Consider the following 25,581-nt stretch of genomic DNA (forward strand, 5'->3'; position numbering starts at 1 on the left):
AGCGTTAACCTAAGCACATTAAAAATGTATTAGATTATTTAGTGAGGTCATCATGGAAATGTCAAACGCTCAACGTTTGATTCTATCAAACCAGTACAACCTAATGTCTCAACTTGATCCAAGTAATGCGGCGAAATACAAACGCCTACAGACGATCGTTGAACGTGGATACGGATTGCAAATGTGCGAGCTAAACAAAAATTTTGGCTGCATTACTGAAGCAGAATGTCGCGAAATTATCGACATCATGGAGATGTACCATGCGATGCAAGAGTCCAACAACTTACTCGAAACCGAAGAACGAAGCAAAGTCGATCAACGTCGCCTACAGTTCCTTGGTTTTGACATTGCGACAGAAGCTCAGCAAGTACACTACGTACGCTTTTTAGTGGATTCTGAAGGCTTATATCCGCAATTTGATAAAGCTGACCATCATTTTAACAGCCAGATGCCAATGCTAAACAAGTACCGTCGCATGCTACAAACGTGGCGTAACTGCCCTCGTCAGTACCACTTATGTCCAAACGAACTGGCACAAATCTTCAGCGCATAAATATGCAACTATTTACTAAGGAGAGCAAATGCTCTCCTTTTTTTGTTCTCCTATCGCCCCCTCTTTTATCCGTTAGCACGATTTTTTCAATCTTTGTTCTATCCCAAACATGAATCACTAATATTGGCACCAGTGCGCCAAATATTTGATTTATCAATGTGCAACACCCAATACAATTACACCAATTATGAAAGAGTGATGAAAATGTCACTTTTGCAATAAATTCATAATTGTTAAGCAAAATTGTAAATCCCAGACTAGTCTTAAGTAGAGAAAGGCTGAGATTGAATGATTCAAATCCACCTCTCACCGTTGTGATGATAAATCTGTCCACAAACATAAAGTCTTTGGTGTCGCCAATCTTGTGTTCTGTACGAACCAAATTAGATGGACGTACGTATACATTCAGACAACCAAGAGCATGACAACAGGTGGGTAAGCCTTAATCAACGTTCGTCGGTAGACTGACTATTAAAGGGGAAAGCGACATGAGTATTTTCGACCACTATCAATCCAGATATGAAGCTGCAAAAGATGAAGAGATGTCGTTACAGGAGTTTTTAGCCCTGTGCAAGGATGACAAAAGCGCATACGCCAATGCAGCAGAACGCCTACTGATGGCAATTGGTGAGCCTCAGGTAATCGATACAGCCAAAGATCCGAGGCTAAGCCGTATCTTCTCAAACCGTGTTATATCACGTTATCCAACGTTTAAAGATTTCTATGGCATGGAGGATGCGATAGAACAAATTGTTTCGTACCTAAAACACGCAGCCCAAGGTTTAGAAGAACGTAAACAGATTCTTTATTTACTAGGCCCTGTTGGTGGCGGTAAATCATCTCTTGCCGAAAAATTGAAAGCACTAATGGAGCAGATGCCGATCTATATTCTTAGTGCAAATGGTAAACGCAGCCCAGTCAATGACCATCCTTTCTGCTTATTTAAAGCAACCGAAGATGGCGAGATTCTTAAAAAAGAATACGGCATTGACCAACGTTACCTTCGTTCAATCATGTCGCCATGGGCAGCGAAACGCTTGCATGAATTCGGTGGAGACATCACCAAGTTCAAAGTCGTGAAAGTGCGTCCATCTATTCTCGACCAGATCGGGGTGGCGAAAACTGAACCAGGTGATGAAAACAACCAAGATATTTCATCGCTAGTTGGTAAAGTGGACATCCGTAAGCTTGAACACTTCTCTCAAGACGACCCAGATGCTTACAGCTACTCTGGTGCACTCTGTAAAGCCAACCAAGGCTTGATGGAGTTTGTTGAGATGTTCAAAGCGCCAATCAAAGTGCTTCACCCATTGCTGACCGCGACTCAGGAAGGCAACTTTAACGGTACTGAAGGTCTTTCTGCGATTCCATTCGATGGCATGATTTTAGCGCACTCGAATGAATCCGAATGGCAAACATTCCGCAACAATAAGAACAACGAAGCGTTCCTCGACCGTGTGTACATCGTTAAAGTACCGTACTGTCTACGCGTTTCAGAAGAAGTGAAGATTTATAAGAAACTGCTTGAAAACAGTGAATTGTCTCAAGCACCTTGCTCACCAAGTACCTTAGAGACTTTGGCTCAGTTCAGTATTCTTTCACGCCTGAAAGAGCCTGAGAATTCGTCCATCTTCTCAAAAATGCGTGTGTACGATGGTGAAACGTTGAAAGACACCGACCCGAAAGCGAAGAGTTACCAAGAGTATCGTGATTACGCGGGTGTTGATGAAGGTATGAATGGTCTATCCACTCGTTTCGCCTTCAAAATCTTGTCGCGTGTCTTTAACTTTGACCAAACCGAAGTGGCAGCGAACCCTGTCCACCTTTTCTATGTCATCGAGCAACAAGTCGAACGTGAACAGTTCCCAACAGAAACGGCTGAAAAATACCTCGAGTTTTTGAAAGGATACCTGGTTCCACGCTACGTCGAGTTTATTGGCAAAGAAATTCAGACCGCATACCTAGAGTCCTACTCTGAATATGGTCAGAATATCTTCGACCGTTACGTCACCTACGCTGACTTCTGGATCCAAGACCAAGAGTACCGTGATCCTGAAACCGGGCAGTTATTTGACCGAGGTTCTCTAAACTCCGAACTAGAGAAAATCGAGAAAACAGCGGGCATCTCAAACCCTAAAGATTTCCGTAACGAAATCGTCAACTTTGTGCTTCGTGCGAAAGCGACTAACAATGGTCTAAACCCTGTTTGGACCAGCTACGAAAAATTGCGCACAGTGATCGAGAAGAAAATGTTCTCTAACACCGAAGAACTACTTCCGGTTATCTCATTTAATGCGAAAACCTCTTCTGAAGATCAGAGGAAACATGACGACTTTGTCGCTCGCATGATGGAAAAAGGCTATACCGAGAAACAGGTTCGCCTACTTTCTGAGTGGTACCTACGAGTACGTAAGTCATCCTAACCCAGTGTTGAGTTAGGTCGCTTGTGAAACATGAAGAGGGCTATTTCATGGCGCAATTTATAGACCGCAGGCTCAATGGCAAGAACAAGAGCGCTGTTAACAGACAGCGCTTCTTGAAGCGCCATAAGGAGCAAATCAAAGAGTCGGTAGCAGACGCAGTGAATCGACGCTCGATCACGAATACGGAAACGGGCGAAGACGTCTCTATACCGCACAAAGACATAAACGAGCCGATTTTTCATCAGGGACGAGGTGGGCTACGCGAACGTGTACACCCAGGAAACGACCAATTCATCACTGGTGATAAAATCGAGCGTCCGAAATCCGGAGGACAAGGTAGCGGTTCTGGTGAAGGTAATGCAAGTGCAGACGGTGAAGGCCAGGACGAATTTGTATTCCAAATTTCGAAAGATGAATATCTCGATATTCTATTTGAAGATCTTGAACTACCAAATTTAGAAAAAAACCAAATCGCGAAGATTACCGAGTGGAAAACACATCGAGCAGGCTTCAAAACCGCCGGTATTCCTTCCAACATAGCCGTTGTGCGTTCACTCCAGCAATCACTGGCTCGTAGAACAGCAATGACGGCGGGTAAAAAACGCCTCCTTAAAGAGCTTGAGGAAGAGCTCGCACGTATTAAAAACACCGAACCTGCTCAGCCTTTTGAAGAAAATCGCCTCAAGAAGGAGATAGAGGAACTCCGTAAAAAGATCGAAAGTGTACCCTTCATTGATACATTCGATTTACGTTTCAAGAATTACGAAAAGCGTCCTGTACCATCCAGCCAGGCTGTCATGTTCTGTTTGATGGACGTATCAGGTTCTATGGATCAGGCGACTAAAGATATCGCTAAGCGATTCTACGTCTTGCTTTACCTGTTCCTGACTCGTACTTACGAAAACGTAGAAGTCGTATTTATTCGCCATCATACTCAAGCGAAGGAAGTCGACGAGCATGAATTTTTCTACTCACAGGAAACTGGTGGCACAATTGTATCCAGTGCATTAAAGCTCATGGATGAGATAGTGAAAGATCGTTACCCTGTTGGGCAATGGAATATTTATGCTGCCCAAGCATCCGATGGCGATAACTGGGCGGATGACTCACCGAGATGCCGCGACATATTAGTGAATAAATTACTACCTAACTGTCAGTACTACTCATATATTGAGATCACACGCCGTTCTCACCAGACATTGTGGCATGAGTATGAAAAACTCACTGACGAATTCCCGAACTTCGCTATGAAGAATATTCGCGCTGTGGAGGATATCTTCCCTGTCTTCAGAGAACTATTCCACAAAGAAACGGCGTAAGGAGGCTAGGATGAGTACTGCAACAAAAAACCTCTCTGAAGAGGCTCCAAAGAAGCGCAACAGTAAGAGCAAGATTCTGCCAGATGGCCCAGATTGGACATTTGAACTGCTGGAGCGATACCACAAAGAGATAAAGCGTGTCGCTGAACACTATCGTCTCGACACTTATCCAAATCAAATTGAAGTTATCACTTCAGAACAAATGATGGACGCGTACTCAAGTATTGGTATGCCTATCAACTACAATCACTGGTCGTTTGGTAAAAAATTCATTCAAACGGAGCAACATTATAAACACGGCCAAATGGGTTTGGCGTATGAGATAGTGATCAACTCCGATCCCTGTATCGCCTACTTAATGGAAGAAAACACCGTCACTATGCAAGCATTGGTTATGGCACATGCCTGCTACGGTCACAATTCATTCTTTAAAGGTAATTACCTGTTCCAGACATGGACAGACGCAAGCTCTATCATTGACTACTTGTTGTTTGCGAAAAAGTATCTGGCAGGGTGTGAAGAACGTTATGGCGTTCTGGAAGTTGAAAAACTACTCGATTCCTGTCATGCACTGATGAACTTTGGTGTCGATCGTTATAAACGACCAGAGAAAATTTCCATCACAGAGGAAAAAGCGCGCCAAGAAGAGCGTGAGGCTTACCTTCAGTCTCAAATTAACGACCTATGGCGAACCGTACCAAGAGCGAAAACAAAAGAGGAGGACATCGTAGCGCGCTTCCCGAGTGAACCTCAGGAAAACTTGCTGTACTTCTTTGAAAAACACGCGCCATTGCTTGAACCATGGCAACGTGAAGTCATACGTATTGTGCGTAAAATCAGCCAATACTTTTATCCACAAAAACAGACTCAGGTAATGAACGAAGGCTGGGCAACGTTCTGGCATTACACCATTCTCAATCATCTCTATGATGAAGGGTTGGTGTCTGAAAAATTCATTCTGGAATTCTTACACAGCCATACGAGCGTAGTGGCTCAGCCAGCCTACAATAGTCCATACTTTAGTGGCATAAACCCTTATGCACTTGGGTTCGCCATGTTCCGTGATATCAAACGCATCTGTGAAGAACCAACCGATGAAGATCGCGAATGGTTCCCTGATTTAGCGGGTACAGATTGGCTAGAAGCGGTGCACTTTGCAATGCACAACTTTAAAGATGAGAGTTTTATCAGCCAATACCTCTCACCGAAGATAATGCGTGATTTTAAACTGTTCGCCATCAAGGATGACGACCACAAGAACTTCATTGAAATATCGGCCATTCATGATGAGGTTGGCTATAAACGCATACGAGAAACACTCGCGGCGCAATATAACTTATCGAATCTTGAACCGAATATTCAGGTGTTCAACGTTGATGTCCGTGGTGACCGATCACTGACGCTTCAGTATGTTCCTCATAATCGCATCCCACTAGATGAGAGCTATGATGAGGTATTAAAACACGTGTACCGTATATGGGGCTTCGACGTTATTTTGCAAGAAGTCAAAGATACCGGTCATAGAGAAACGCTGGCAACCTGCCCTAAGCGTAATCAATATGACAACAATAACAATATTTGATACCCCTGAGCAGTCCCCTTAAATGCAAAAGGCTCCTGAATCGGAGCCTTTTTATCGTCAGGAAAACTCACTTTACGTTAGCTGCTACTATCGCTCGTACTGCTTCCAGATCTTCTGGAGTATCTACGCCCGCAGCAGGCGCTTCCTTAGCAACGGCAACGTGAATCTTCTCGCCATACCAGAGCACACGAAGCTGCTCCAGACATTCAATTTGCTCCAATGTGCTCGGAGCCCAATTGACATACGTATTGATGAAACCCGCTCGGTACGCGTAGATACCAATGTGGCGCATCAAAGGATTTACGATTGTTTTGTCTTGCTTGGCAAAATTATCTCTATCCCATGGAATCGTAGCTCGGCTAAAGTACATCGCATAACCACGAGAATCAGTCACCACTTTAACCGCATTTGGATTGAAGACTTCTTCTTCCGACTCAATTTCTACTGCCAGTGTGGCCATCGGAGCATCACAACCTGCAAGATTGTCCGCGACCTGACGAATAATTGAAGGAGGAATTAACGGCTCATCACCTTGGACATTCACAATAATGTGATCAGCAGGAATAGCCATTTTCTCGACCACTTCAGCCAAACGCTCAGTGCCAGATTCATGGTTTGGCGATGTCAAACAGACTTTGCCGCCAAACTTCGCAACCGCACCCGCAACACGATCATCATCCGTAGCGATGATCACATCTTCCGCACCAGCTTGCATCGCTTGTTCATACACCCACTGCACCATCGGCTTTCCGCCAATATCAGCCAGTGGTTTACCCGGTAAGCGAGTAGAGGAATAACGAGCGGGAATGACGACAGTAAAAGACATTAGCGTCCCTCGTCCATGCTCATTGTTCGTGCTTCTGGTTCAAGCAGAACAGGAATACCCTCTTTTATCGGGTAAGCAAGGCGATCAAATTTGCAGATCAACTCTTGATTATCTTTGTCGTACGTCAGCTTACCTTTGCATACAGGGCAAGCTACAATCTCAAGCAGACGGTGATCCATAAGTCGCTTTAACCTCTTTTATTCTATTTAAAATTCGCTCTGCGTCGTTTGAATTAAACTGCGCAGATACAGGCAGATACCACCAATTATCCTGTGCGTAATCGCGACACTTAACGGCATCTTTCTCTGTCATGATCACATTCGCTCCTTGTTGAGCCAATGCTTCTAATCCTTGCTGGTCAAAGTCTTGATGGTCGGCAAAGCCTTTGGTTACTTTGACATCAGCATTCATTACATTCAGTGTATTAAAAAATCTCGGCGGATGCCCAATGCCCGCGAATGCAACTAATTCTTTTAACTCTGACACATCAATATGCTGATTAGTCTTGAGGTTAATTGCTTTCTCAGGCGCAAGTGACATCGCAATTTCATCTTGTTGGGCATGACCACCGTTAGTGATCACGAAATCCACTTCACTCAGTCTTTCTATACCTTCGCGCAATGGCCCCAAAGGTATCAAGCTTTCATTACCAAAGCGTCGATTTCCGTCAACAATCACTAATTCGATGTCTCGTGCGAGTGCATAATGCTGCAGGCCATCATCAGTAATGACAATATCCACCCCGACTTCCAACAGCGCCTTGACTGCATTTACTCGTACAGGGTCAACCGCGACGGGCGCACCAGTACGACCGTAAATAAGCTTAGGCTCATCACCACAGTGTTTTGCTGGTGTTTGGTCATCCAGAACTAATGGATAATGCGGTGCCTTAGCGCCATAGCCGCGTGACACAACTCCCGGCTTATAACCAAGCTGCTGTAATTGTTCCACCAGCCATACCACCACTGGCGTTTTACCATTGCCGCCAGCAGTAATATTACCGACCACCACGACAGGTACAGGCGCTTTATAAGCGAGCTTTTTTCCTGTTTGGTATTGCTTACGTTTTGACTGACTGATTGCACCAAACAACAGACTCAGTGGCCACAACAGCGGCCACAAGAGATATTTGAGTGGATGGTTGTCGAACCAGATTTTTTCGATCACAACTTAACCGCCAAACTGAATACGGTGTAACTGAGCGTACGCACCATCTTTTGAAATCAGATCGGCATGAGTGCCACGTTCTACAATCGTGCCATCATCAACGACCAGAATTTCATCGGCTTTTTCGATTGTCGACAGACGGTGAGCGATAACCAGTACCGTCTTATCTTTTTGCAGCTCGTCCAGTGCGGCTTGAATAGCGCGTTCAGACTCAGTATCAAGCGCAGAAGTCGCTTCGTCCAAAATCAGTACTGGCGCATCACGAAGTAACGCTCGAGCAATAGCAATACGCTGACGCTGACCGCCAGAAAGACTTGCGCCATTCTCACCAATTGTCGTGTCGAGGCCATTTTCCATCTTGCTGACAAATTCCATCGCATGAGCCAACTCAGCCGCCTTTTCAATATCGCTACGTTGGAACTTATCTTCTGTCGCGTAAGAGATATTGTTAGCAATAGTATCGTTGAACAAGTGGACGTTTTGAGAAACAAGCGCAAATTGTTCACGCAAGTTTTTAAGCTCGTAGTCGCGAATATCGTGACCGTCTAACATGATTGAACCGCTATCCACATCGTAAAAGCGATTAAACAAGTTAGCGATGGTACTCTTACCAGAACCAGAACGCCCAACTAAGGCAACAGTCTTACCACGAGGAATATCAAAGCTGACATGCTCTAGGGCCGGTTTCTCTGATCCTTCGTACGTGAACGTGACATCTTTTACGGAGATATCACCGTTCGCACGTTCAACTTTATGTTTACCTTCATTTTTCTCTGGTTCAAGGTCGATAAGTGCGAATAGCGTTTGGCTTGCTGCCATACCACGCTGGAACTGAGACGTTACGTTAGTCAGCGCTTTCAGAGGGCGCATCAAACCAAACATCGCAGAGAACACAACGGTAAATGTACCCGGAGTGAGCTGTTCTTTAATTGAATCAATGCTCGCCAGGTACAACACAGCGACAATAGCGACAGATGCGATCATCTGGATGATAGGGTTCGCGGCTGCCTGTGCCGTTACCAACTTCATGCTTTGTTGGCGCATCTGGTTGCTGACTTTTTCGAACCGTTGACGTTCTATATCCTGACCGCCGTAGCTCAAAACAACTTTGTGCCCCTTCAGCATTTGTTCAGCAGAAGCCGTTACGTTACCCATCATGGTTTGCATGTTTTTGGACACTTTTCTAAAGCGCTTAGAAACAACTCCAATCCCCCACGCTACAACAGGCGCAACGGCAAACAAAACCAATGAAAGCTGCCAACTGTTATAAAACATCAATACCAGAAGACCAATGATACTGGCACCTTCACGTACGATACTTACTAAGGCACGGCTTGTCGCAGCAGAGACCTGTTCGGAGTCATAAGTGATACGAGATAGTAGGTTGCCTGTCTTTTCTTTATCAAAATAAGACACTGGCATGTGCATGAAGTGGTTAAATACCATACGGCGAATCCGCATGACTACGTTACCAGAAACCCAACTTAAGCAATAATCGGCGACAAACCCACTGGTACCACGTATAAACATCATGGCAAAAATGATCAGCGGAAGTGTGCGTAGGAAATCAGAATCTGCGCTTCCAAAACCTTCATCAAGCAAAGGTTTCAGCAAAGAGATCATATAGGTATCTGAGACAGCATTAATAACTAATGCAATGATAGCAACGATAAGACCAGCTTTATAAAGGCGGATATGTACCCATAGACGCTTAAACGTCTGCCAAGTCGTTTCATCAGTATTTATCGACATAGAAGTGCTTTATTTTCTTACATTAAGGCGCTCATTCTACCCGCTTACGCAGCATCTGCCTATACCAAGGCTCAAATGTATGACTTCGTTTAGTGCTAAAACGCCACTTACCTTCACTTACTTTAACGATTACCTGACCGCTGGTTGCGGTATCAAGCCAAATGGAACCGGCATTAATATAAGAAGCCACGACCGATTCTGCTGGCATTCCCCACTGATTATCTTTCGCTAACGATGCAACAGCTAATCTAGGAGCAACCGCATTAATAAAGCGAGGATTAGAAGAGCTTTTACTGCCGTGATGTGGCACAAGCATAATGTCACTGCGAAGTTTATCTGGCTCTCTTAATAGCATCCACTCACTGATGGCTTCGATATCTCCGGTAAACAATACCTTAAAGCCCGACGCTGGATCACGAATCCGGAATACGCAGGAATGAGGATTATAGGCTCTTTTCACTGGTTGAGGCGGCCATAACACCTCGACATTTAGCCCCTGCCAATCCCAGTTAGCACCACTATGGCACGTATGATAACCATCAAACTGCTGGCTACTGCGTTTAATGACAGGAGAAAAATGGGTTTCAATTACATGCCTCCCTCCTGCGTGATCATTATCGGAATGACTGAGCACCAAAGTATCGATAGTTACGTATCCCCTTTGATGAAGTACTGGCGTAATAACCTGTTCAGCAATGCTTCCGTTTGGCCAAGCTTTACCTGTGTCGTAAAGCAAGATTTTTCCATCCTTTTCGATGACAGCGGCTAAACCATGCCCAACATCGAGAATATCAATTCTCCACTCATTTTTGCTCCGCTCAGGCAATAGGGAGACGCAGACCACCACTGCTAACAATAGTAGCCATGCCTGACCGGACAAAAAGCGTTTGATGATAAAACAACAGCCGAGCAGGATAAGTAGCCACGTGAATTCAATAGACAAAGGCTGCCAACTGCCAAGCGCATACTTAATAGACTCGCTCAAAGGCCATAACGATATATCCAGCCATTGCCATATGTATTTCGAGAATGCAGGGCTGATTAAAGAGAAAAACAATGCGAGAAACATTAAGGGAACGACGACAAACCCAAACCACGGAATAAAAATCAGGTTATAGGCAATCGCTGACAAGCTAAATCCGGAAAAGAAATAACCGCTCAGAGGAATAACTAACAAACTTAACGCAAATTGTGTGAGGAGCAGAACCCTCAACTTGATTAACCAATTGCCATTTTGCTTTTGCACTAAGTTAATCGCAAAGAGCACCACACAAACCGACAAATATGACAACCAAAAGCTCATACTAAAGGATGCAAAAGGCCGCACGAATAACTGTATAGCAACTGCCAGCATAACCACCCGCCAAGCGCTCCAATGAACCAGAGTATATTTGAGTGCGGCATAGATGACACATACCGATACGGCACGTGTCGTTGGCAAGGTGAAATCAGCCAACCACGCATACGCCAATGCAACCGCCAATCCAAATATGGATGGAATAAACGGATAACCAGGGAAAACAATTCGAACGACTCTCCCAAGCAACAAGCCGAAACTAAAGGCCATACCGATGTGTAGTCCTGAAATGGAGACCAGATGCAGCAATCCACTGTCTCTGAGGGCTTGCCAATCGTCATCACTCAGGGTTGTGCGGTCTGCAAAGGCCAGTGCTTTAATGAGTCCTAAGTGATTCAGGTGGGACAGATCATCCATTACTCTGTCGATAATGGTCTGACGCCAAGAATGGTTGGTTCGGATAATCCAACGCGCGTCTTCAGGCACTACGGCTCGGGCCACAATGCCATTTCCTATCGCCTGCTTTTCAGCGTCGAAACCCGCTTCATTGCGAAGTCCAATAATCGGTTTAAACAAAACCGAAGTCGTAAATTCACTGTTAACAGATATAGGAAAGGTAGTTATTAAACGCACTTTAGGTTTGAGAAAAGGTAACAGAATTTGGTCGTTAACCTGTTTTATCGTTACGACACCTTCATATCCATGACTTATTTGTTTAAAAGAGCTGTCAACTTTGCCAATTATGGTAATATTCTCCCCAATTTCAAAAAGGGCTTGTCGCTGATACTCAATAGCATTGCCGTGGAAGATGACAACCATGCAGCCCCAAATTACGCCTATGCTAATTAAGCCACGACGTAACTTAATTATTGAGCCTGTGGTAATTATTCCCAGTAGCAGCCAACGCCAGTCTGGTATCGTCGGCCACCATGCTGATGACACGACGCTTGCTACAAATAACGCCAAGGTCAAACTTTTTTCTGAGAGAGTCATGCAGTCCTATGCCTAGAAAGCTGATAAAACGCTTCATGCCAGATCACGAAGTGATCAAGCGCCAAAAAGCATTAAAGGTCTTCGGCCATGTGTTATACAACCCGAACCTGTGGTGCTTAAATCGTCGCTCTGCGTCTGGCGCTTTTGCCGTTGGCCTATTTATGGCGTTTGTTCCGCTTCCCAGCCAAATGCTCATGGCAGCGGGTTTAGCTATTTTAATGGGCGTCAATCTACCGCTTTCCGTGGCATTAGTTTGGGTCAGTAACCCGATCACCATGCCAGTTTTGTTCTACTTTGCTTACAAGCTAGGAGCGCTTGTGATGCATGTTCCGCCGCAGCCTTTCACTTTTGAGCTGTCTTGGGAATTCATCATGCAACAGATGAGCACGATTGGACCTCCATTTCTTTTAGGATGTGCTATTTGTGGTGTTGCTTCAGCCATCATCGGATACTTTGGCATTCGTGGATTATGGCGCTATTCAGTAGTTCGCAGTTGGCAAAAACGAAACATAAGATAAATTGTCATCGCGTAAAAATCAGCGCCTTAGATATGCACTGAGGCGCAAATAACAGTTTGACTGAAAAGAAATGTCATTCACGAATGACAAATAGATTGGAAATACAAAAAAGGACCGGAATCGGTCCTTTTTCTGTTTTTTGTTCTGGTAAAGAAGCCTCTCTTTACTTGGAACTCAAAACCGCAGCTGGATTTAACTTGGCCGCTCGCGAAGCGGGATACCAGGTTGCCAACAAACTCAAAACAATCGCGGTTATCGACACCAAAGCCACATCTGGCCAGTGCAGTTGTGAAGGCAGGAAATCGACAAAATAGATGTCTCCCGACAGGAAGTGGTGCCCAACTAAACGCTCTAATCCTGTAATAAGTGTGGTTAAATTTAATGCGACAAAAACACCAACCACACTTCCCGCTACGCTGCCAAAGACACCAGAGAAAACACCCTGCCATACAAAGATGCGCTTAATCAGACTGTCTTTCGCTCCCATCGTTCTCAAAATAGCGATTTCAGCAGCGCGGTCTTTTACCGCCATCATTAATGTCGAAACGATATTGAAACATGCCACACCAATCACCAGCACCATAACCAAATACATGATAGTTCGTACAAGCTGAATGTCTCGGTACAAGAAACCGAATTGCTGCTGCCAACTTTTCAGATAAACGTACACATCGACTAGACCGCCGACTTCGCGAACAATTTCCGGAGCATTGAGGACATCATTAGTTTTTAACGAAATACCTGTGACACCATCATCCAATCGTGCGTATTGCTGTGCGTCAGCCAAAGGAACTAACGCGAGCGAATGATCGATCTGTCCATTCAAGGTTAAAAACCCGATGACCTGAACTCGAACACGCTTTGGTGCTTGAACGTTATTGCCAGTGCTCATTTGTGGGATCATCAAAGTGACATAGTCTCCAACATTGATACCCAATTCGTCAGCAACACCACGACCTAAAATGACTTGTTGTTGGCCTGAGTAGAAATTCTGCCATGCTGCTGGGTCAATAAAGTCAGACATGCTGGAGACCGCTTGCTCAAATGAAGGTTCAACGCCCCGCACTTCGACGGCTTTTAGTTTACTGCCCTTTTCTGCTAATCCAGTAAAACGTACGTAAGGAGCAGCAGCAACCACATTTTCATGTTTTAACGCTTGATTGATTGTTTTAGTGTAATTACGAAGAGGACCATCCACTCCCTCCAACTCACCATGCGGTATCACGGACAGTACTCGTGACTGCAGTTCCCGCTCAAAACCGTTCATTGCAGATAAACCAATGATGATGACGGCAACGCCAACAGCAATACCAATGGTAGAAGATAAAGAGATGAACGACACCATCTTGTTGCGCTTTTTAGCGCGACTGAAACGACCACCGATCATCAGTGCTAAAGATGAAAACAAAATTAGCCCTCCGCCACTGCAGATTCAATCGTCAAACGATCCACCAGCAAACCATCCTGCATATGCATTTGACGATCCATCTTTGCCGCCAACTCCTTATCGTGCGTCACAACCAAAAAAGCAATATTCGACTCCTGGTTTAGCTCACGCATAAGATCATAAATAGACAGCGCCGTGTTGTGATCCAGATTACCGGTCGGCTCATCCGCTAACACTAAGTCCGGTTTATTGACCAACGCACGCGCAATCGCAACGCGTTGACGTTCACCCCCAGAAAGCTCCGATGGTCTATGATCCACACGATGACCCAAACCCACTTTATCAAGCAACGCTTTTGCCGCTGCTTTTGCTTCCACAGCTTTAGTCCCGCCTATCAATAGCGGCATTGCCACATTCTCCAAAGCAGTAAAGTCAGCGAGCAGATGATGAAACTGATAAACAAAACCCAGATGCTTGTTACGCAGCGCAGCTTGTTTATTAGAACTCAAGGAAGTCAGATTTTGCCCTAAGAAGTCCACTTCACCATGCGTAGCATCATCGAGGGCACCAAGAATATGCAGCAGCGTACTTTTACCCGAGCCAGATGACCCGACGATAGAAACTAACTCACCTTTCTCTATGTCAAAACTGACACCTTTCAGCACTTCCGTATCTAACGAGCCTTCTCGGTAGACTTTACGAATATCACGACATTCTAATAGCTTATTCATAGCGGAGTGCCTCAGCAGGTTTAACAGAAGATGCTCGATAAGAAGGGTAAACAGTAGCAGCAAGGCTTAGAGCAATAGCCAATACCACCACTAATAAAATCTGAAATGAATCAATCAAAATTGGCAGATGCCCACCGAAGGTAAATAGAGCTACGCCCGCATATTCAAGGATGGCATTTAAATTAAGCGATACCGCTACCCCAACCAAGCCACCTACGATGGAGCCGATTACGCCACTGCTCGCACCTTGAACCATAAAGATTGTCATGACTTGAGCTTGGGTCATGCCCTGAGTCTTAAGAATGGCGACCTCGGATTGTTTTTCCATCACGACCATGATGAGTGCTGAGATGATATTAAACGCAGCAACACCGACGATGAGACCCAGCATTAAACCCATCATATTCTTTTCCATTTTCACTGCCTGGAAAAGCTCTCCACGCTGGGCACGCCAGTCACTCCATTGCCATCCTTCTGGCATTGGTTCATCAGCGAATTTAGTCACCATAAAAGGATCAGAGAAAAAGACACGCCAGCCAGACACTGTATTTTCTGGTAAGCGCATCAGTTTCGCGGCGTCCGTCATATTGACGATCATCAGCTGCCCATCAACGTCAGAACCGGTATTGAATATACCAGCAACCGTGAAGTTTCGCTGACTTGGAATACGTCCAATCGGTGTAAACTGTGTTGCATTCGTAACCATTAAACGAACTTTGTCGCCGATGGAGACTTTCAGAGAACGTGCCAAGCTGTGTCCAAGAAAGACTTGATACTCGCCCGCCTGCAGCGAAGACAATCGACCTGCAATTAAGTGGTTCGCGATTGGGTCGCCCTTTTTCGGCTCAATACCGATCAAATACCCTGCCGTTAACTGCGCAGGACTTTGTATCACAGCTTCACCACGAACAACTGGCTCAGGTTCCGCCACTTTAGAAATATTCTGGATGAATTCCGGTGCAGCTTCTGTCAATGGAGTTTCGCCATTTTGTTGGGAGATAACCGCATGAGGAAGTACGCCAAGAATACGTTCTTTAAGCTGGGCTTCAAAGCCATTCATCACCGACAATACAGTCACTAACGACATCACACCGATGGTGATACCTGCTGTCGACATATAAGAAACAAATCGGCTAAACCTATCTCCAGAGCGTCCCCGAAGATATCTCAAACCAATAAATAATGAGATAGGATGATACATATAAGACCAATCAACTGGCTGTTTTGATATAACACGTTGTCGGCTATCTTACCTTACTCTTCTGATGAAAAAGACAAGATAATCGCTAAATTTGTCAACGACATGCAATAAGTCTGCATTTCGAGCAAAAAGTTCAAGCTAGAAAAGCGGTAAACTTGATAACTTCATTCAGTTAGCGATAATCAGTGCCTTACTTTCTGTATCGTAAACGAAGCAGAAAGCAATCGCTGGCAAAAGGATCGACAACATGACAGAGCAAGAATATTTCACTGTTCACCATAACCTCACCATAAACGTGGAAACGTTGGGTACTGACTTTGCTTTGCCAGATGAAGAAACCTTTACTTCCGAAATACCTGCGCCTTTCATTGTAGCCAGTGAATTCAGCGAGTTAGACACGCTGTCAGACAATGCTCGTCTCGAATTGCAAAACAAGGATTTAAAGCAGGTTATTCATTTGCTCGACACGCAAAATGCTAAGCTTAACCTGTTGTTAAGCTTTATGCTGTCACAGCAAGATGACGCCGCAACCCGATTTCAGACGACTCAATTTGGCGCGAGTCAGCTCAGTTACCGCACCGATACAGCGCTAGAAACGAATCAATTAGTGCGTGTTAAAATGTTTCTCGACCATCCGGCGGCGGCAATATACTGCTACGCTGAAGTGGTAGAGTGTGTAGCATCAGAATCAGGCGTTCTCATCACCCTGAAGTACAAGATGCTACGAGACTCCGATCAGGATTTATTGATCAAAGCCGCTTTATATCAACAACAAAAACTACTCCGTCAGCGCTCACTGGAGCGAGATAAAAAATAACTCCTATGACAAAAGCAACGATACTTTCCGTCACCAATCCATCTGAGCGTGGCGATAAAAAACAGTTAGGTAATTTACCTGGGGCAGCCCTCCCGCTCGCGATTGCAGAGCTAGCGAAACAACATTCTAGTCATTCACTACTTGTTGTGCCGGACCCTCAGCTTGCCCTGAAACTACAAGCTGAAATTGAACAATTCACCGACCAGCCAGTGAGCCTTTTCCCTGATTGGGAAACGCTGCCATACGATAATTTTTCTCCGCATCAGGAAATCATCTCTGACCGAATTGCTCGTTTGTACCAGTTACCGCATCAAACTAGCGGTATTACGATTGTTCCTGTCAGCACCGTATTACAACGCCAATCACCGCGTGACTTCCTGCTGCAACACACGTTGATGGTCAAAACAGGCGATCAGTTCTCGTTAGACAAGCTGCGAGTACAGTTAGAGAACTCTGGTTACCGACACGTTGACCAAGTATTCGGACCTGGCGAATACGCAAGCCGAGGTTCGATTCTCGATCTGTTCCCGATGGGCAGTGATGACCCATACCGTATCGATTTCTTTGATGATGAGATCGACACGATTCGTACTTTCGACCCAGAAAACCAACGTTCTATCGAAGACATTAAGCAGATCCAACTGCTTCCTGCGCATGAGTTTCCGACCACAAAAGAGGCGATTGAAGAGTTTCGCACTCGCTGGCGCACTCAGTTTGAAGCGCGTCGTGAACCTGAATCCATCTATATGCAGGTAACTAAAGGAACGTGGCCGGCAGGTATCGAGTATTGGCAGCCTTTGTTCTTTGAACATACCGAAACTCTGTTCGATTACTTACCTGAAGACTCCCAGTTGATCACTTATGGTGATATTGAGTCAGCCGTCGACACCTTCTTAAATGACGTTGAATATCGATACGATCAGAAGAAAATTGATCCGTTACGTCCGCTTCTTGCACCGCACGATCTATGGCTGAAAAAAGATGAGCTCTTCGCGCACTTTAAACAGCTGCCTCAAGCTCAGTTACATCTGGAAAAAATCGTCAAGCGCGCAGGTCGTCAGAACCTGGCAGTACAGTCGTTGGCAGAGCTTGGTGTGCAACAGCAGAACAAAGAGCCGCTTTCTCGCCTGCGTCAGTTCAGTGAACAGTTCTCTGGCAAAATCGTTTTTTCTGTAGAATCGGAAGGCCGACGCGAAGCACTGACTGAACTTCTGCAAGGCATTAAAGTTCGCCCTGTAGTACACAACTCTTTGTACCAGGCATTGGACTCGGATAACCGCTTTAGCTTAATTCTTGGCACGGCTGACCACGGTTTTATCCATGATGAACTGAACTTTGCACTTATCTGTGAAAGTGATTTGCTTGGCGATCGTGTTATCCAACGCCGCCGCAAAGACAAAAAGGCGGTCAATAGCGATACCGTCATTCGCCATCTTGCCGAACTTAAACCGGGTCAACCCGTTGTCCATATAGACCACGGTATCGGCCGCTACATTGGACTGCAGACCCTTGAAGCAGGTGGTATGAAAACCGAATACGTAACGCTGGAATATCAAAACGATGCCAAGCTTTACGTACCAGTGTCATCACTGAATCTCATTAGCCGTTACTCCGGTGGCGCTGAAGAAAGTGCGCCGTTACACAAACTCGGCGGAGAAGCTTGGGCGAAAGCACGCAGAAAAGCCGCAGAGAAAGTGCGTGACGTCGCCGCGGAGCTGCTGGATGTTTATGCCAAGCGCGAATTAAAACCCGGCTTTAAGTTCAAACTGGATCGTGGGCAGTATGCCACCTTCAAAGCAACCTTCCCGTTTGAGGAAACCGACGATCAATCAACGGCGATAAACGCGGTGATGTCAGATATGTGCCAAGCGAAAGCGATGGACAGACTGGTTTGTGGTGACGTTGGCTTTGGTAAAACAGAAGTGGCGATGCGCGCGGCATTTGTCGCCACGGACAATGGAAAACAAGTAGCAGTACTCGTTCCAACCACCCTGTTGGCTCAACAGCATTTTGAAAACTTCCGCGACCGTTTCGCTAACTTGCCAATTCGCGTAGAAGTATTATCACGCTTCAAGTCCGCAAAAGAGCAAAAAGTCATCTTGCAAGATGTAGCTGACGGTAAAGTAGATATCGTCGTAGGTACACATAAACTGCTGTCCAGCGACATCAGGTTTAAAGATCTTGGCCTACTGATCGTCGATGAAGAGCACCGCTTTGGTGTCCGTCAAAAAGAGAAAGTGAAGGCGATGCGCGCGGATGTCGATATCCTGACCCTCACCGCGACACCGATTCCACGTACTCTCAACATGGCAATGAGCGGAATGCGTGATTTATCCATCATCGCAACCCCGCCAGCTCGTCGTTTGGCCATTAAGACGTTTGTTCGAGAGCGTGAAGAGTCTGTTGTACGTGAAGCCGTGCTGCGTGAAATCATGCGTGGTGGACAGGTTTACTTCCTGCACAATCAGGTGGAGACCATCGAAAAGACCGCCGAAGATATACAGAAACTGATTCCAGAAGCCCGTATTACCGTGGCACATGGTCAAATGCGTGAGCGTGAACTAGAACGCGTCATGAACGACTTCTACCACCAACGCTTCAATGTTTTGGTGTGTACAACGATCATTGAAACAGGTATCGACGTACCAACCGCGAACACCATCATCATGGACCGAGCGGATAATCTTGGTCTGGCACAGTTGCACCAGTTGCGTGGTCGTGTTGGTCGTTCTCACCATCAAGCCTATGCCTATTTATTGACGCCACATCCAAAAGCCATGACCAAAGATGCCATCAAACGTCTGGATGCTATTGCGTCTCTGGAAGATCTTGGCGCAGGCTTTACGCTCGCAACTCACGACTTAGAAATTCGTGGTGCCGGTGAATTACTTGGTGATGAACAAAGTGGGCAAATTCAATCAGTTGGCTTTACACTGTATATGGAGATGCTAGAACAAGCCGTAGAAGCATTGAAAGAAGGCAAAGAACCATCACTGGACGATTTGCTGCGAGAGCAAACGGAAGTGGAAATGCGCATTCCAGCGCTTTTGCCGGATGACTACATCCCTGATGTTAATACACGCCTGTCAATGTACAAACGTATTGCCAGCGTGACAGATAGTGATGAGTTGTCGGAATTAAAAGTGGAGCTGATTGACCGATTTGGCCTGCTTCCAGATGCAGCGAAAAACCTATTGGCTGTATCAGAAATGAAACTTGCTGCAGCTAACCTGAAAGCGAGGAAGATTGAAGCCCATGACAAAGGCGGATTCGTAGAGTTTTACCCTGAAGCTGACATTAATCCAGTGTATTTGGTTAAACTCCTTCAATCGCAGCCGCAAAAATTTGCAATGGAAGGTCCAACTAAGTTCAAGTTTAGCGTACCATTAACAGACCGACGTAAACGAATTCAGTTTGTTAAAGACTTACTGAATGATTTTAAACAGAATTTATTACCAACGAGCTAACAGTCGAATGAGAATACTGATCCCGTTATTACTTCTATGTGTCTCTATGCCTTCTTGGGCACAACGCCAATTTGATATTGAAGTGATCATTTTCAAGCGAGCAGTCAACGCTGAAAGCACGAGTGAATCCTGGCCAAACCAACTGCCTCAAATTGACATGATGAATGTCGGCAGTTTAGATAGCGATGCATATCGCTCATCTAAAGGCGCAGCCTTATTACCTCGTTCTTCTTTCCGCCTGAACCCACAAGAAGCCGCACTGAACAATCACGCAGGATTTAAAGTGCTTAAACATGTTGCTTGGCGACAAGGTGATCGTGGCCAAGGCAGTGCACCGATTTTCCGTATCGTAGGTGGACGCGACTTTTCAGGTTCATATTACGCAGATGGCAGTCCTAACGATGGTAGCGTTACGACGTTCGCTAGCGACGGTTACAGTGAGTCTAATGTTAACGGCCCGCTGTATGAATTAGATGGCAAGATTCAAATCTATGTTCAGCACTACTTGTTTGCAGAAACGACGATGGATTTCCGTGAGCCGAGCGTGCGACAAGTTCACTTCGAATCAAAACCGACTGAGCAATTGGCGGACGAAATGGGCGATGTAGACGGCAACGTACAAGTGGGTAACTTAGCGGATGTTTCACCAACGGTGACTGAAGAGAAGTTCCTCAAGACCTACAGACTTGACCAAAAACGTCGTATGAAAAGCGGTGAAACTCATTACCTTGATAACCCGTTGATGGGCATGATCATTCAGGTTCGTCGTGTTGACTGATCAGAAAAATTAAATAAAGCGCAGCTCCGGCTGCGCTTTTGCGTTATAGCCAAATGACTTGGAAAGAACGGCATTCCGCTGCATTCTTTTCCTTGAACTCGTGCCAGTGACGACAGTCTGAATCCTTCATCTTGCAGTCATTTGGGTATATACCTAAGTAAGACCGTTAGAAAACATTCATCAGAAATGGAAATCCGCTCGATTCATGAACCCTGATTTTGAAATCATCACTCCTCGCTTAGCTTTGCGCCTCATTCCAGCCGAAGACGCAAACGCTCTGCACCGATTACTTGCGCACTCTCCTTCTCTGCACACTTGGTTAGATTGGTGTGATGAAAACGTCTCGCTCAAAGACGCTCAAGATTTTCTGCTTGCCACACGCTTAAACTGGGTTAAAACAGAAGCCTTTGGTTTTGGCATTTATGGCCGGGAGAATAATTCCCTGTTAGGAATGGTGGCTGTGAACGAGCTTTATCACACTTTTAATATGGCGAGTATCGGCTACTGGGTTGCCGATCATTATCAGCGTCAGGGATATGCACAAGAGGCGGTTTGTGCGCTTGCCGAGTTCTGCTTCGCCAAACTTAACCTGACTCGAATAGAGATCGTCTGTGATCCCGATAATGCCGCCAGTCAGGCTTTAATTGAATCGATTGGTGCACATAGGGAGACCATTGCGAGGAACCGCTTTATTTTTAATGGTAAACCGAAAGATGGCGTAGTCTATTCTTTACTACCTCAAGACCTGAAGTAGTCTTCTCCTGAGCCCGATAAACAAAAAGCCACCAATAAACGGTGACTTTTGTCTTTATATCCAAACATAAACTCGCTTTGCTGAATGAGCGAGTTTATGCCGTATTAGTGCAATTTCAGGTTAGGACGCAATACACGGTTGATACGACCAACCAGCATCATCAAACCAGTCTTGAACAGGCCATGCAACGCGATTTGGTGCATACGGTAAAGAGAGATGTACACCACGCGCGCAATGCGACCCTCAACCATCATAGAACCTTTAGTCAGGTTGCCCATCAAGCTACCTACAGTCGAGAACTGACTCAGGGAGACCAAAGAACCATGGTCCTTGTAAACATAGTTTTTCAGTTCACGGCCGTTAATCATAGCAACGATATTGCTAAACGCTCGGCTTGCCATTTGGTGCGCAGCTTGAGCTCGAGGTGGAACAAATGTGCCATCAGCCTGTGTACACTGAGCCAGATCACCGATAACAAAGATGTTATCGTCGCGCGTCGTTTGCAGCGTGCTTTTCACCACTAGCTGATTGATGCGGTTCGTTTCCAGACCTGCAATATCCTTGATGAAATCGGGTGCTTTGATACCTGCCGCCCAAACCATGATTTTAGCTGCAATCTTCTCACCATCTTTGGTCGTCAAGCCATCTTTCTCAGCTTTTGTCACCATAGTAGAAGTGCGGACATTCACGCCAAGTTTTACTAATTCCTGGTGTGCCGCAGTAGAAATGCGAGATGGTAGTGCAGGAAGGATACGAGCACCTGCTTCAATAAGGTTTACATTGAGTTTGCTCGAGTCTAAGTCACCAAAACCGTAAGCACGCAGCTCTTTAATCGCGTTATGTAGCTCTGCAGATAGTTCAACACCAGTAGCACCGGCACCAACAATCGCGATATCAACCGTACCGTTACCGTTTTTCGCATGAAGTTTAAGAAACTCGTTGTTCATTTCGCTACGGAATCGGTGGGCTTGCTCTGGGCTATCAAGGAAAATACAGTTTTCTTGAACGCCAGGAGTATTGAAATCGTTTGAAGTAGAGCCAATCGCCATTACCAGAATGTCATATTCCAGCTCACGACCCGGTATCAGGAGTTCACCATGCTCGTCTTTCAGCTCACTTAGAGTGATGATCTTACGTTCGCGGTCAATTTCTTGAAGACTACCCATATGGAAGTCGAAACTATGATTCTTCGCATGAGCACGATAGCTCAGAGCGTCGACCCCCTCGTCTAATGATCCAGTTGCTACTTCGTGTAACAACGGTTTCCACAAGTGGCTCGCTTTACGGTCTACTAGCGTAATGTGGGCACGTTTCTTTCGACCAAGTGTGCGACCTAGCTTAGTTGCCAATTCCAGGCCACCAGCACCGCCGCCTACAACGATAATGCGTGTCACAATGATTTTCCTCTACAAAAATGAATAAATAGGTTCAGCTCGATGCTTCGCTATCAGTCACACTGATGAAAAACATCCAACCGATGAATTCTTGGTGCTTAGAGGTGTCTCAATCTGTTTGGATTAAAATGGATGCGTCGTTTTTTGTTCATTCGTATCATTTTTTATTGCGCATCTCGTACAGTGTCAGGCGCTAAATATCCGGACAGAAGTGGGCAAGTTTCTTACTTGCTCTCAATAATTTTTTTGATATTCGTCAAATAATTTTAATCCCGCTCATTATATAGAGCCGTCTTTTGAAGGCAACCAAAATCCTTGTTCTGGATGCGGATTGTCTACTTTTCGGCTACTCTACAACAGCATGTTCGTGCCACATAGTTTCCAACCAGAAAAACACTGAGCAGAGCACAATAATCGTTTAAAACAGGGGCTGTCAGGGATACAAGAAAAACAGCACTCTAAAGAGTGCTGATTAAGAGTGGAAAGTTGTGCGCGTCTAGGTGTTCTTAAACTCCTTGACCGTTTGAAGATGGTGAGAGATCTTTTTAAACTTGTGAGATTGGGTGTCATCCCAAATGATAGGGTAATGCTTTTCCAGCTCAGCGGCCGTTTTCGTGTTGTCGTGGATTTCATCGTCTCTCGACAGAATGACTAAACACTGTCCCTGATTTTTTGCACGGAACTGATCGACACATTTGGTCGCAATGTCTTCGTACTCTTCTGGACGATCGATACGTCCAGCCATGTTTTGCTCAGGATGTAAATTTGGGTTAAACATCACCTGTTTAATCCCGCAGAGAAAACCAATCCGTTCTGACCAATAACCACCAAGGCCAACACCACAAATCAACGGATTTGGATCATCAGATTGATCAATTACTTTCGACACCTCTTTGAGCAGGTGCTGCATGTCGTGCTTAGGATGAAGCGTGCTGTAATTGATAAAGCGGACGTCATCGTCGATAAATTGTAACTGAAGAACTTTTTCGTGGTTACCCGGGCTAGTACTATCAAAGCCATGCAAGTAAATAATCATTTGTACCTCTCCCTGTAAATATCTGGTACTTTTCTTAAAACTAACACTATTTCCTTACTCTTAAAGGGGAATATGTCACGAGTTCTCAAAACAGTGATCGTCTATACACAATAAGTCTCTAAACTCGTTTGCGCTGATTAAGTATTGCTCATCTCCCCACAATTGATAAGCCAGTAAGTACCAAAGCATTGCCATGACTAGAGTTCGAGGATGCCAAGCGCTAACCCCTTCCAACCAGACAGGCACATTCTCAATGCCTCTAATTTCACAATAGCGTACTACCGCATCTTCGATAGGCACATCAGCGACCTGTAACATAATGGTTAAATCTAATCGAGGATCGGCCAACCCGGCATATTCCCAATCAATCACTTTGACACCATCAGCGCCCCTGACCAGGTTATAGCTACCTAAATCGAAATGACACAGCGCGATAGGCAGTGGCTCAATGCTCGGCTCAGTTCGCCACTTCTTATAGAGCAACTCAAACTCGGTTCCCGAGTATTTTCCGCCTAATTCTAGCCAATAATGGTCAATTCGCGAGAGATAAGAGAATGGGACAACAGGAATAACATTCGTTGGAGATTGGTGGATCGTCGCTGCGACGGACAATAACTCGTCCAATTCAATGCCGACATTAGTCAGCGTTTCGCCTTCTACCCACTCAACCAATAAACCTTGCTCATGGACTAACACTGGCGTCGGGCTAATGCCAAGAGGAGCAATGGCACTGAGAACCTGATATTCGTTGTGGCGAGAAATGAAAAAGGCCTTACATACTTTACTTAAAGGTCTCCAGACATAAGCAAGACCATCAGAAGATTCTAGGCGCCAACAGCGGTTAGTAAGCCCTCCCGTGAGAGTTTGTACTTTCACCGGAGGCTCACTGAAAAAGCCATCAAGAGCATTTAGGGTCGGATCAAGCTGCTTCGCTTGAGGCCAGGAAAACAATGCCATCGATTACTTCTCCATCACTGCCAATTAAAGGCCAAACAAGCTCTTAGATTGTGCCTTTCGAATTTCAGTTTCATCTGCCCATTCGATCAAGCCAGTTTCCAGATCCATGAGTCTCATGGTCATTTTGTAATACACGTCTTTATCGCTTCCGGCGTTCTTCACAATGCTAGAAAGGTTTCCGTAAAGCATGTATTGGGCGCCGACCATTTTACCGAACTGAATCGCAGCACTCTGATTTACCAATTCATCCGTATTTTGGAAGTTTAGTTGTTTACGAACAGACTCAACGCGGTCCATATCGACAAAACGGAACTTACCTGAATTTAGCATCTTGGTTGAAATTGTGTCGGTAATCGATTCAGTATCAATATGCTCACTGGTCTTATTCTTAATGCGTTCAACAAACACGATAGGACGTTGGTCACGAGTAATTGCAGCTACAGAGCCAGACATCATCATGCTATCGACCATTTCAGCTGCAATTTTTTGCAGATCAGTAGAACCAAAGTCGATGGTCGTTGTTTCTGTGGTTTGAGCATCACCGTATGAGACCTTGTTAGCACAACCACCCAGAATGACGGCAAGACCTAAAAGAGCAATAATACTTTTTTTCATGAGAGTTCCTTAGT

The 25,581-nt window shown here is 45.3% G+C and carries 21 protein-coding genes; 9 read left to right on the top strand and 12 right to left on the bottom strand.

Annotated features, from left to right (window positions below; all coding sequences use genetic code 11):
* The first annotated feature begins 52 nt into the window (after positions 1 to 52).
* From WJM94_RS18875 to WJM94_RS18890, 4 genes are all read left to right on the top strand, one after another.
* Positions 53 to 553 (top strand): YfbU family protein, encoded by a 501-nt coding sequence (locus tag WJM94_RS18875; protein ID WP_444495738.1) that lies wholly within the window; start codon positions 53 to 55, stop codon positions 551 to 553.
* A 488-nt stretch (positions 554 to 1,041) separates the two neighbouring features.
* Entirely contained in the window at positions 1,042 to 2,976 is a 1,935-nt protein-coding gene (locus WJM94_RS18880) for a PrkA family serine protein kinase (protein ID WP_444495739.1), read from the top strand.
* A 47-nt stretch (positions 2,977 to 3,023) separates the two neighbouring features.
* Positions 3,024 to 4,295, top strand: a complete 1,272-nt coding sequence (locus WJM94_RS18885; protein ID WP_444495740.1) for a YeaH/YhbH family protein — start codon at positions 3,024 to 3,026, stop codon at positions 4,293 to 4,295.
* A 10-nt stretch (positions 4,296 to 4,305) separates the two neighbouring features.
* Positions 4,306 to 5,877, top strand: coding sequence for a SpoVR family protein (locus WJM94_RS18890; RefSeq protein ID WP_444495741.1), 1,572 nt, complete (start codon positions 4,306 to 4,308; stop codon positions 5,875 to 5,877).
* A gap of 67 nt (positions 5,878 to 5,944) precedes the next feature.
* On the opposite strand, the gene kdsB is transcribed toward WJM94_RS18890, so the two are convergent.
* Genes kdsB through WJM94_RS18915 form a run of 5 tightly spaced genes read right to left on the bottom strand, consistent with a single transcriptional unit; the run spans position 5,945 to position 11,912 of the window.
* Positions 5,945 to 6,703, bottom strand: coding sequence for a 3-deoxy-manno-octulosonate cytidylyltransferase (gene kdsB, locus WJM94_RS18895; protein ID WP_444495742.1), 759 nt, complete (start codon positions 6,701 to 6,703; stop codon positions 5,945 to 5,947).
* Entirely contained in the window at positions 6,703 to 6,882 is a 180-nt protein-coding gene (locus WJM94_RS18900; RefSeq protein WP_444495743.1) for a Trm112 family protein, read from the bottom strand. The genes kdsB and WJM94_RS18900 overlap by 1 nt, the downstream gene beginning before the upstream one ends.
* Positions 6,863 to 7,870: a tetraacyldisaccharide 4'-kinase gene (gene lpxK / locus WJM94_RS18905; protein ID WP_444495744.1), complete on the bottom strand. Its 1,008-nt coding sequence runs from the start codon at positions 7,868 to 7,870 to the stop codon at positions 6,863 to 6,865. Before lpxK ends, WJM94_RS18900 begins: the two co-directional genes overlap by 20 nt.
* A 3-nt stretch (positions 7,871 to 7,873) precedes the next feature.
* Complete coding sequence (msbA, locus tag WJM94_RS18910; protein ID WP_444495745.1) at positions 7,874 to 9,622, bottom strand: lipid A ABC transporter ATP-binding protein/permease MsbA; 1,749 nt, start codon at positions 9,620 to 9,622, stop codon at positions 7,874 to 7,876.
* A 31-nt stretch (positions 9,623 to 9,653) separates the two neighbouring features.
* Positions 9,654 to 11,912, bottom strand: a complete 2,259-nt coding sequence (locus WJM94_RS18915) for a DNA internalization-related competence protein ComEC/Rec2 (RefSeq protein WP_444495746.1) — start codon at positions 11,910 to 11,912, stop codon at positions 9,654 to 9,656.
* 8 nt (positions 11,913 to 11,920) lie between these two features.
* On the opposite strand from WJM94_RS18915, the gene WJM94_RS18920 reads away from it, so the two are divergent.
* A complete protein-coding gene (locus WJM94_RS18920) occupies positions 11,921 to 12,430 on the top strand; it encodes a DUF2062 domain-containing protein (RefSeq protein ID WP_444495747.1) in 510 nt (169 codons plus the stop codon).
* A 163-nt stretch (positions 12,431 to 12,593) separates the two neighbouring features.
* Here WJM94_RS18920 and lolE read toward each other — a convergent pair whose 3' ends face one another.
* The 3 genes from lolE to lolC are packed head-to-tail and all read right to left on the bottom strand — an operon-like array spanning position 12,594 to position 15,749.
* Positions 12,594 to 13,838 carry a lipoprotein-releasing ABC transporter permease subunit LolE gene (lolE, locus tag WJM94_RS18925; RefSeq protein WP_444495748.1) on the bottom strand — a complete coding sequence of 415 codons (1,245 nt, stop codon included), beginning with the start codon at positions 13,836 to 13,838 and terminating at the stop codon, positions 12,594 to 12,596.
* 2 nt (positions 13,839 to 13,840) lie between these two features.
* Positions 13,841 to 14,548, bottom strand: a complete 708-nt coding sequence (gene lolD / locus WJM94_RS18930; protein ID WP_444495749.1) for a lipoprotein-releasing ABC transporter ATP-binding protein LolD — start codon at positions 14,546 to 14,548, stop codon at positions 13,841 to 13,843.
* Entirely contained in the window at positions 14,541 to 15,749 is a 1,209-nt protein-coding gene (lolC, locus tag WJM94_RS18935) for a lipoprotein-releasing ABC transporter permease subunit LolC (protein ID WP_444495750.1), read from the bottom strand. The genes lolD and lolC overlap by 8 nt, the downstream gene beginning before the upstream one ends.
* 247 nt (positions 15,750 to 15,996) lie before the next feature.
* Here lolC and WJM94_RS18940 point away from each other — a divergent pair, with 247 nt between their 5' ends.
* The 4 genes from WJM94_RS18940 (at position 15,997) to WJM94_RS18955 (ending at position 21,565) form a co-directional block, all read left to right on the top strand.
* On the top strand, positions 15,997 to 16,566 hold the full coding sequence (locus WJM94_RS18940) for a PilZ domain-containing protein (protein WP_444495751.1): 570 nt from the start codon (positions 15,997 to 15,999) through the stop codon (positions 16,564 to 16,566).
* Between the two features lie 5 nt (positions 16,567 to 16,571).
* A complete protein-coding gene (gene mfd, locus WJM94_RS18945; RefSeq protein WP_444495752.1) occupies positions 16,572 to 20,033 on the top strand; it encodes a transcription-repair coupling factor in 3,462 nt (1,153 codons plus the stop codon).
* 7 nt (positions 20,034 to 20,040) lie between these two features.
* Positions 20,041 to 20,811 (top strand): peptidoglycan binding protein CsiV, encoded by a 771-nt coding sequence (locus WJM94_RS18950; RefSeq protein WP_444495753.1) that lies wholly within the window; start codon positions 20,041 to 20,043, stop codon positions 20,809 to 20,811.
* A gap of 205 nt (positions 20,812 to 21,016) precedes the next feature.
* The gene (locus WJM94_RS18955) at positions 21,017 to 21,565 is read left to right on the top strand and encodes a GNAT family N-acetyltransferase (protein ID WP_444495754.1); all 549 of its coding nucleotides are present in this window, start codon (positions 21,017 to 21,019) and stop codon (positions 21,563 to 21,565) included.
* 104 nt (positions 21,566 to 21,669) lie between these two features.
* Here the strand turns inward: WJM94_RS18955 and WJM94_RS18960 are convergent, their stop codons facing one another.
* The 4 genes from WJM94_RS18960 to lpoB all read right to left on the bottom strand — a co-directional run bounded on the left by WJM94_RS18960 (position 21,670) and on the right by lpoB (position 25,567).
* On the bottom strand, positions 21,670 to 22,959 hold the full coding sequence (locus WJM94_RS18960) for an NAD(P)/FAD-dependent oxidoreductase (RefSeq protein WP_444495755.1): 1,290 nt from the start codon (positions 22,957 to 22,959) through the stop codon (positions 21,670 to 21,672).
* Between the two features lie 496 nt (positions 22,960 to 23,455).
* Complete coding sequence (ycfP, locus tag WJM94_RS18965) at positions 23,456 to 23,995, bottom strand: alpha/beta hydrolase YcfP (protein ID WP_444495756.1); 540 nt, start codon at positions 23,993 to 23,995, stop codon at positions 23,456 to 23,458.
* 75 nt (positions 23,996 to 24,070) lie between these two features.
* Complete coding sequence (gene thiK, locus WJM94_RS18970) at positions 24,071 to 24,952, bottom strand: thiamine kinase (RefSeq protein WP_444495757.1); 882 nt, start codon at positions 24,950 to 24,952, stop codon at positions 24,071 to 24,073.
* A 24-nt stretch (positions 24,953 to 24,976) separates the two neighbouring features.
* On the bottom strand, positions 24,977 to 25,567 hold the full coding sequence (gene lpoB / locus WJM94_RS18975; RefSeq protein ID WP_444495758.1) for a penicillin-binding protein activator LpoB: 591 nt from the start codon (positions 25,565 to 25,567) through the stop codon (positions 24,977 to 24,979).
* Between the last annotated feature and the right edge of the window lie 14 nt (positions 25,568 to 25,581).

The sequence above is a fragment of the Vibrio sp. YIC-376 genome (genome assembly GCF_052353105.1).
In the GTDB taxonomy this organism is placed as follows: Bacteria; Pseudomonadota; Gammaproteobacteria; order Enterobacterales; family Vibrionaceae; genus Vibrio.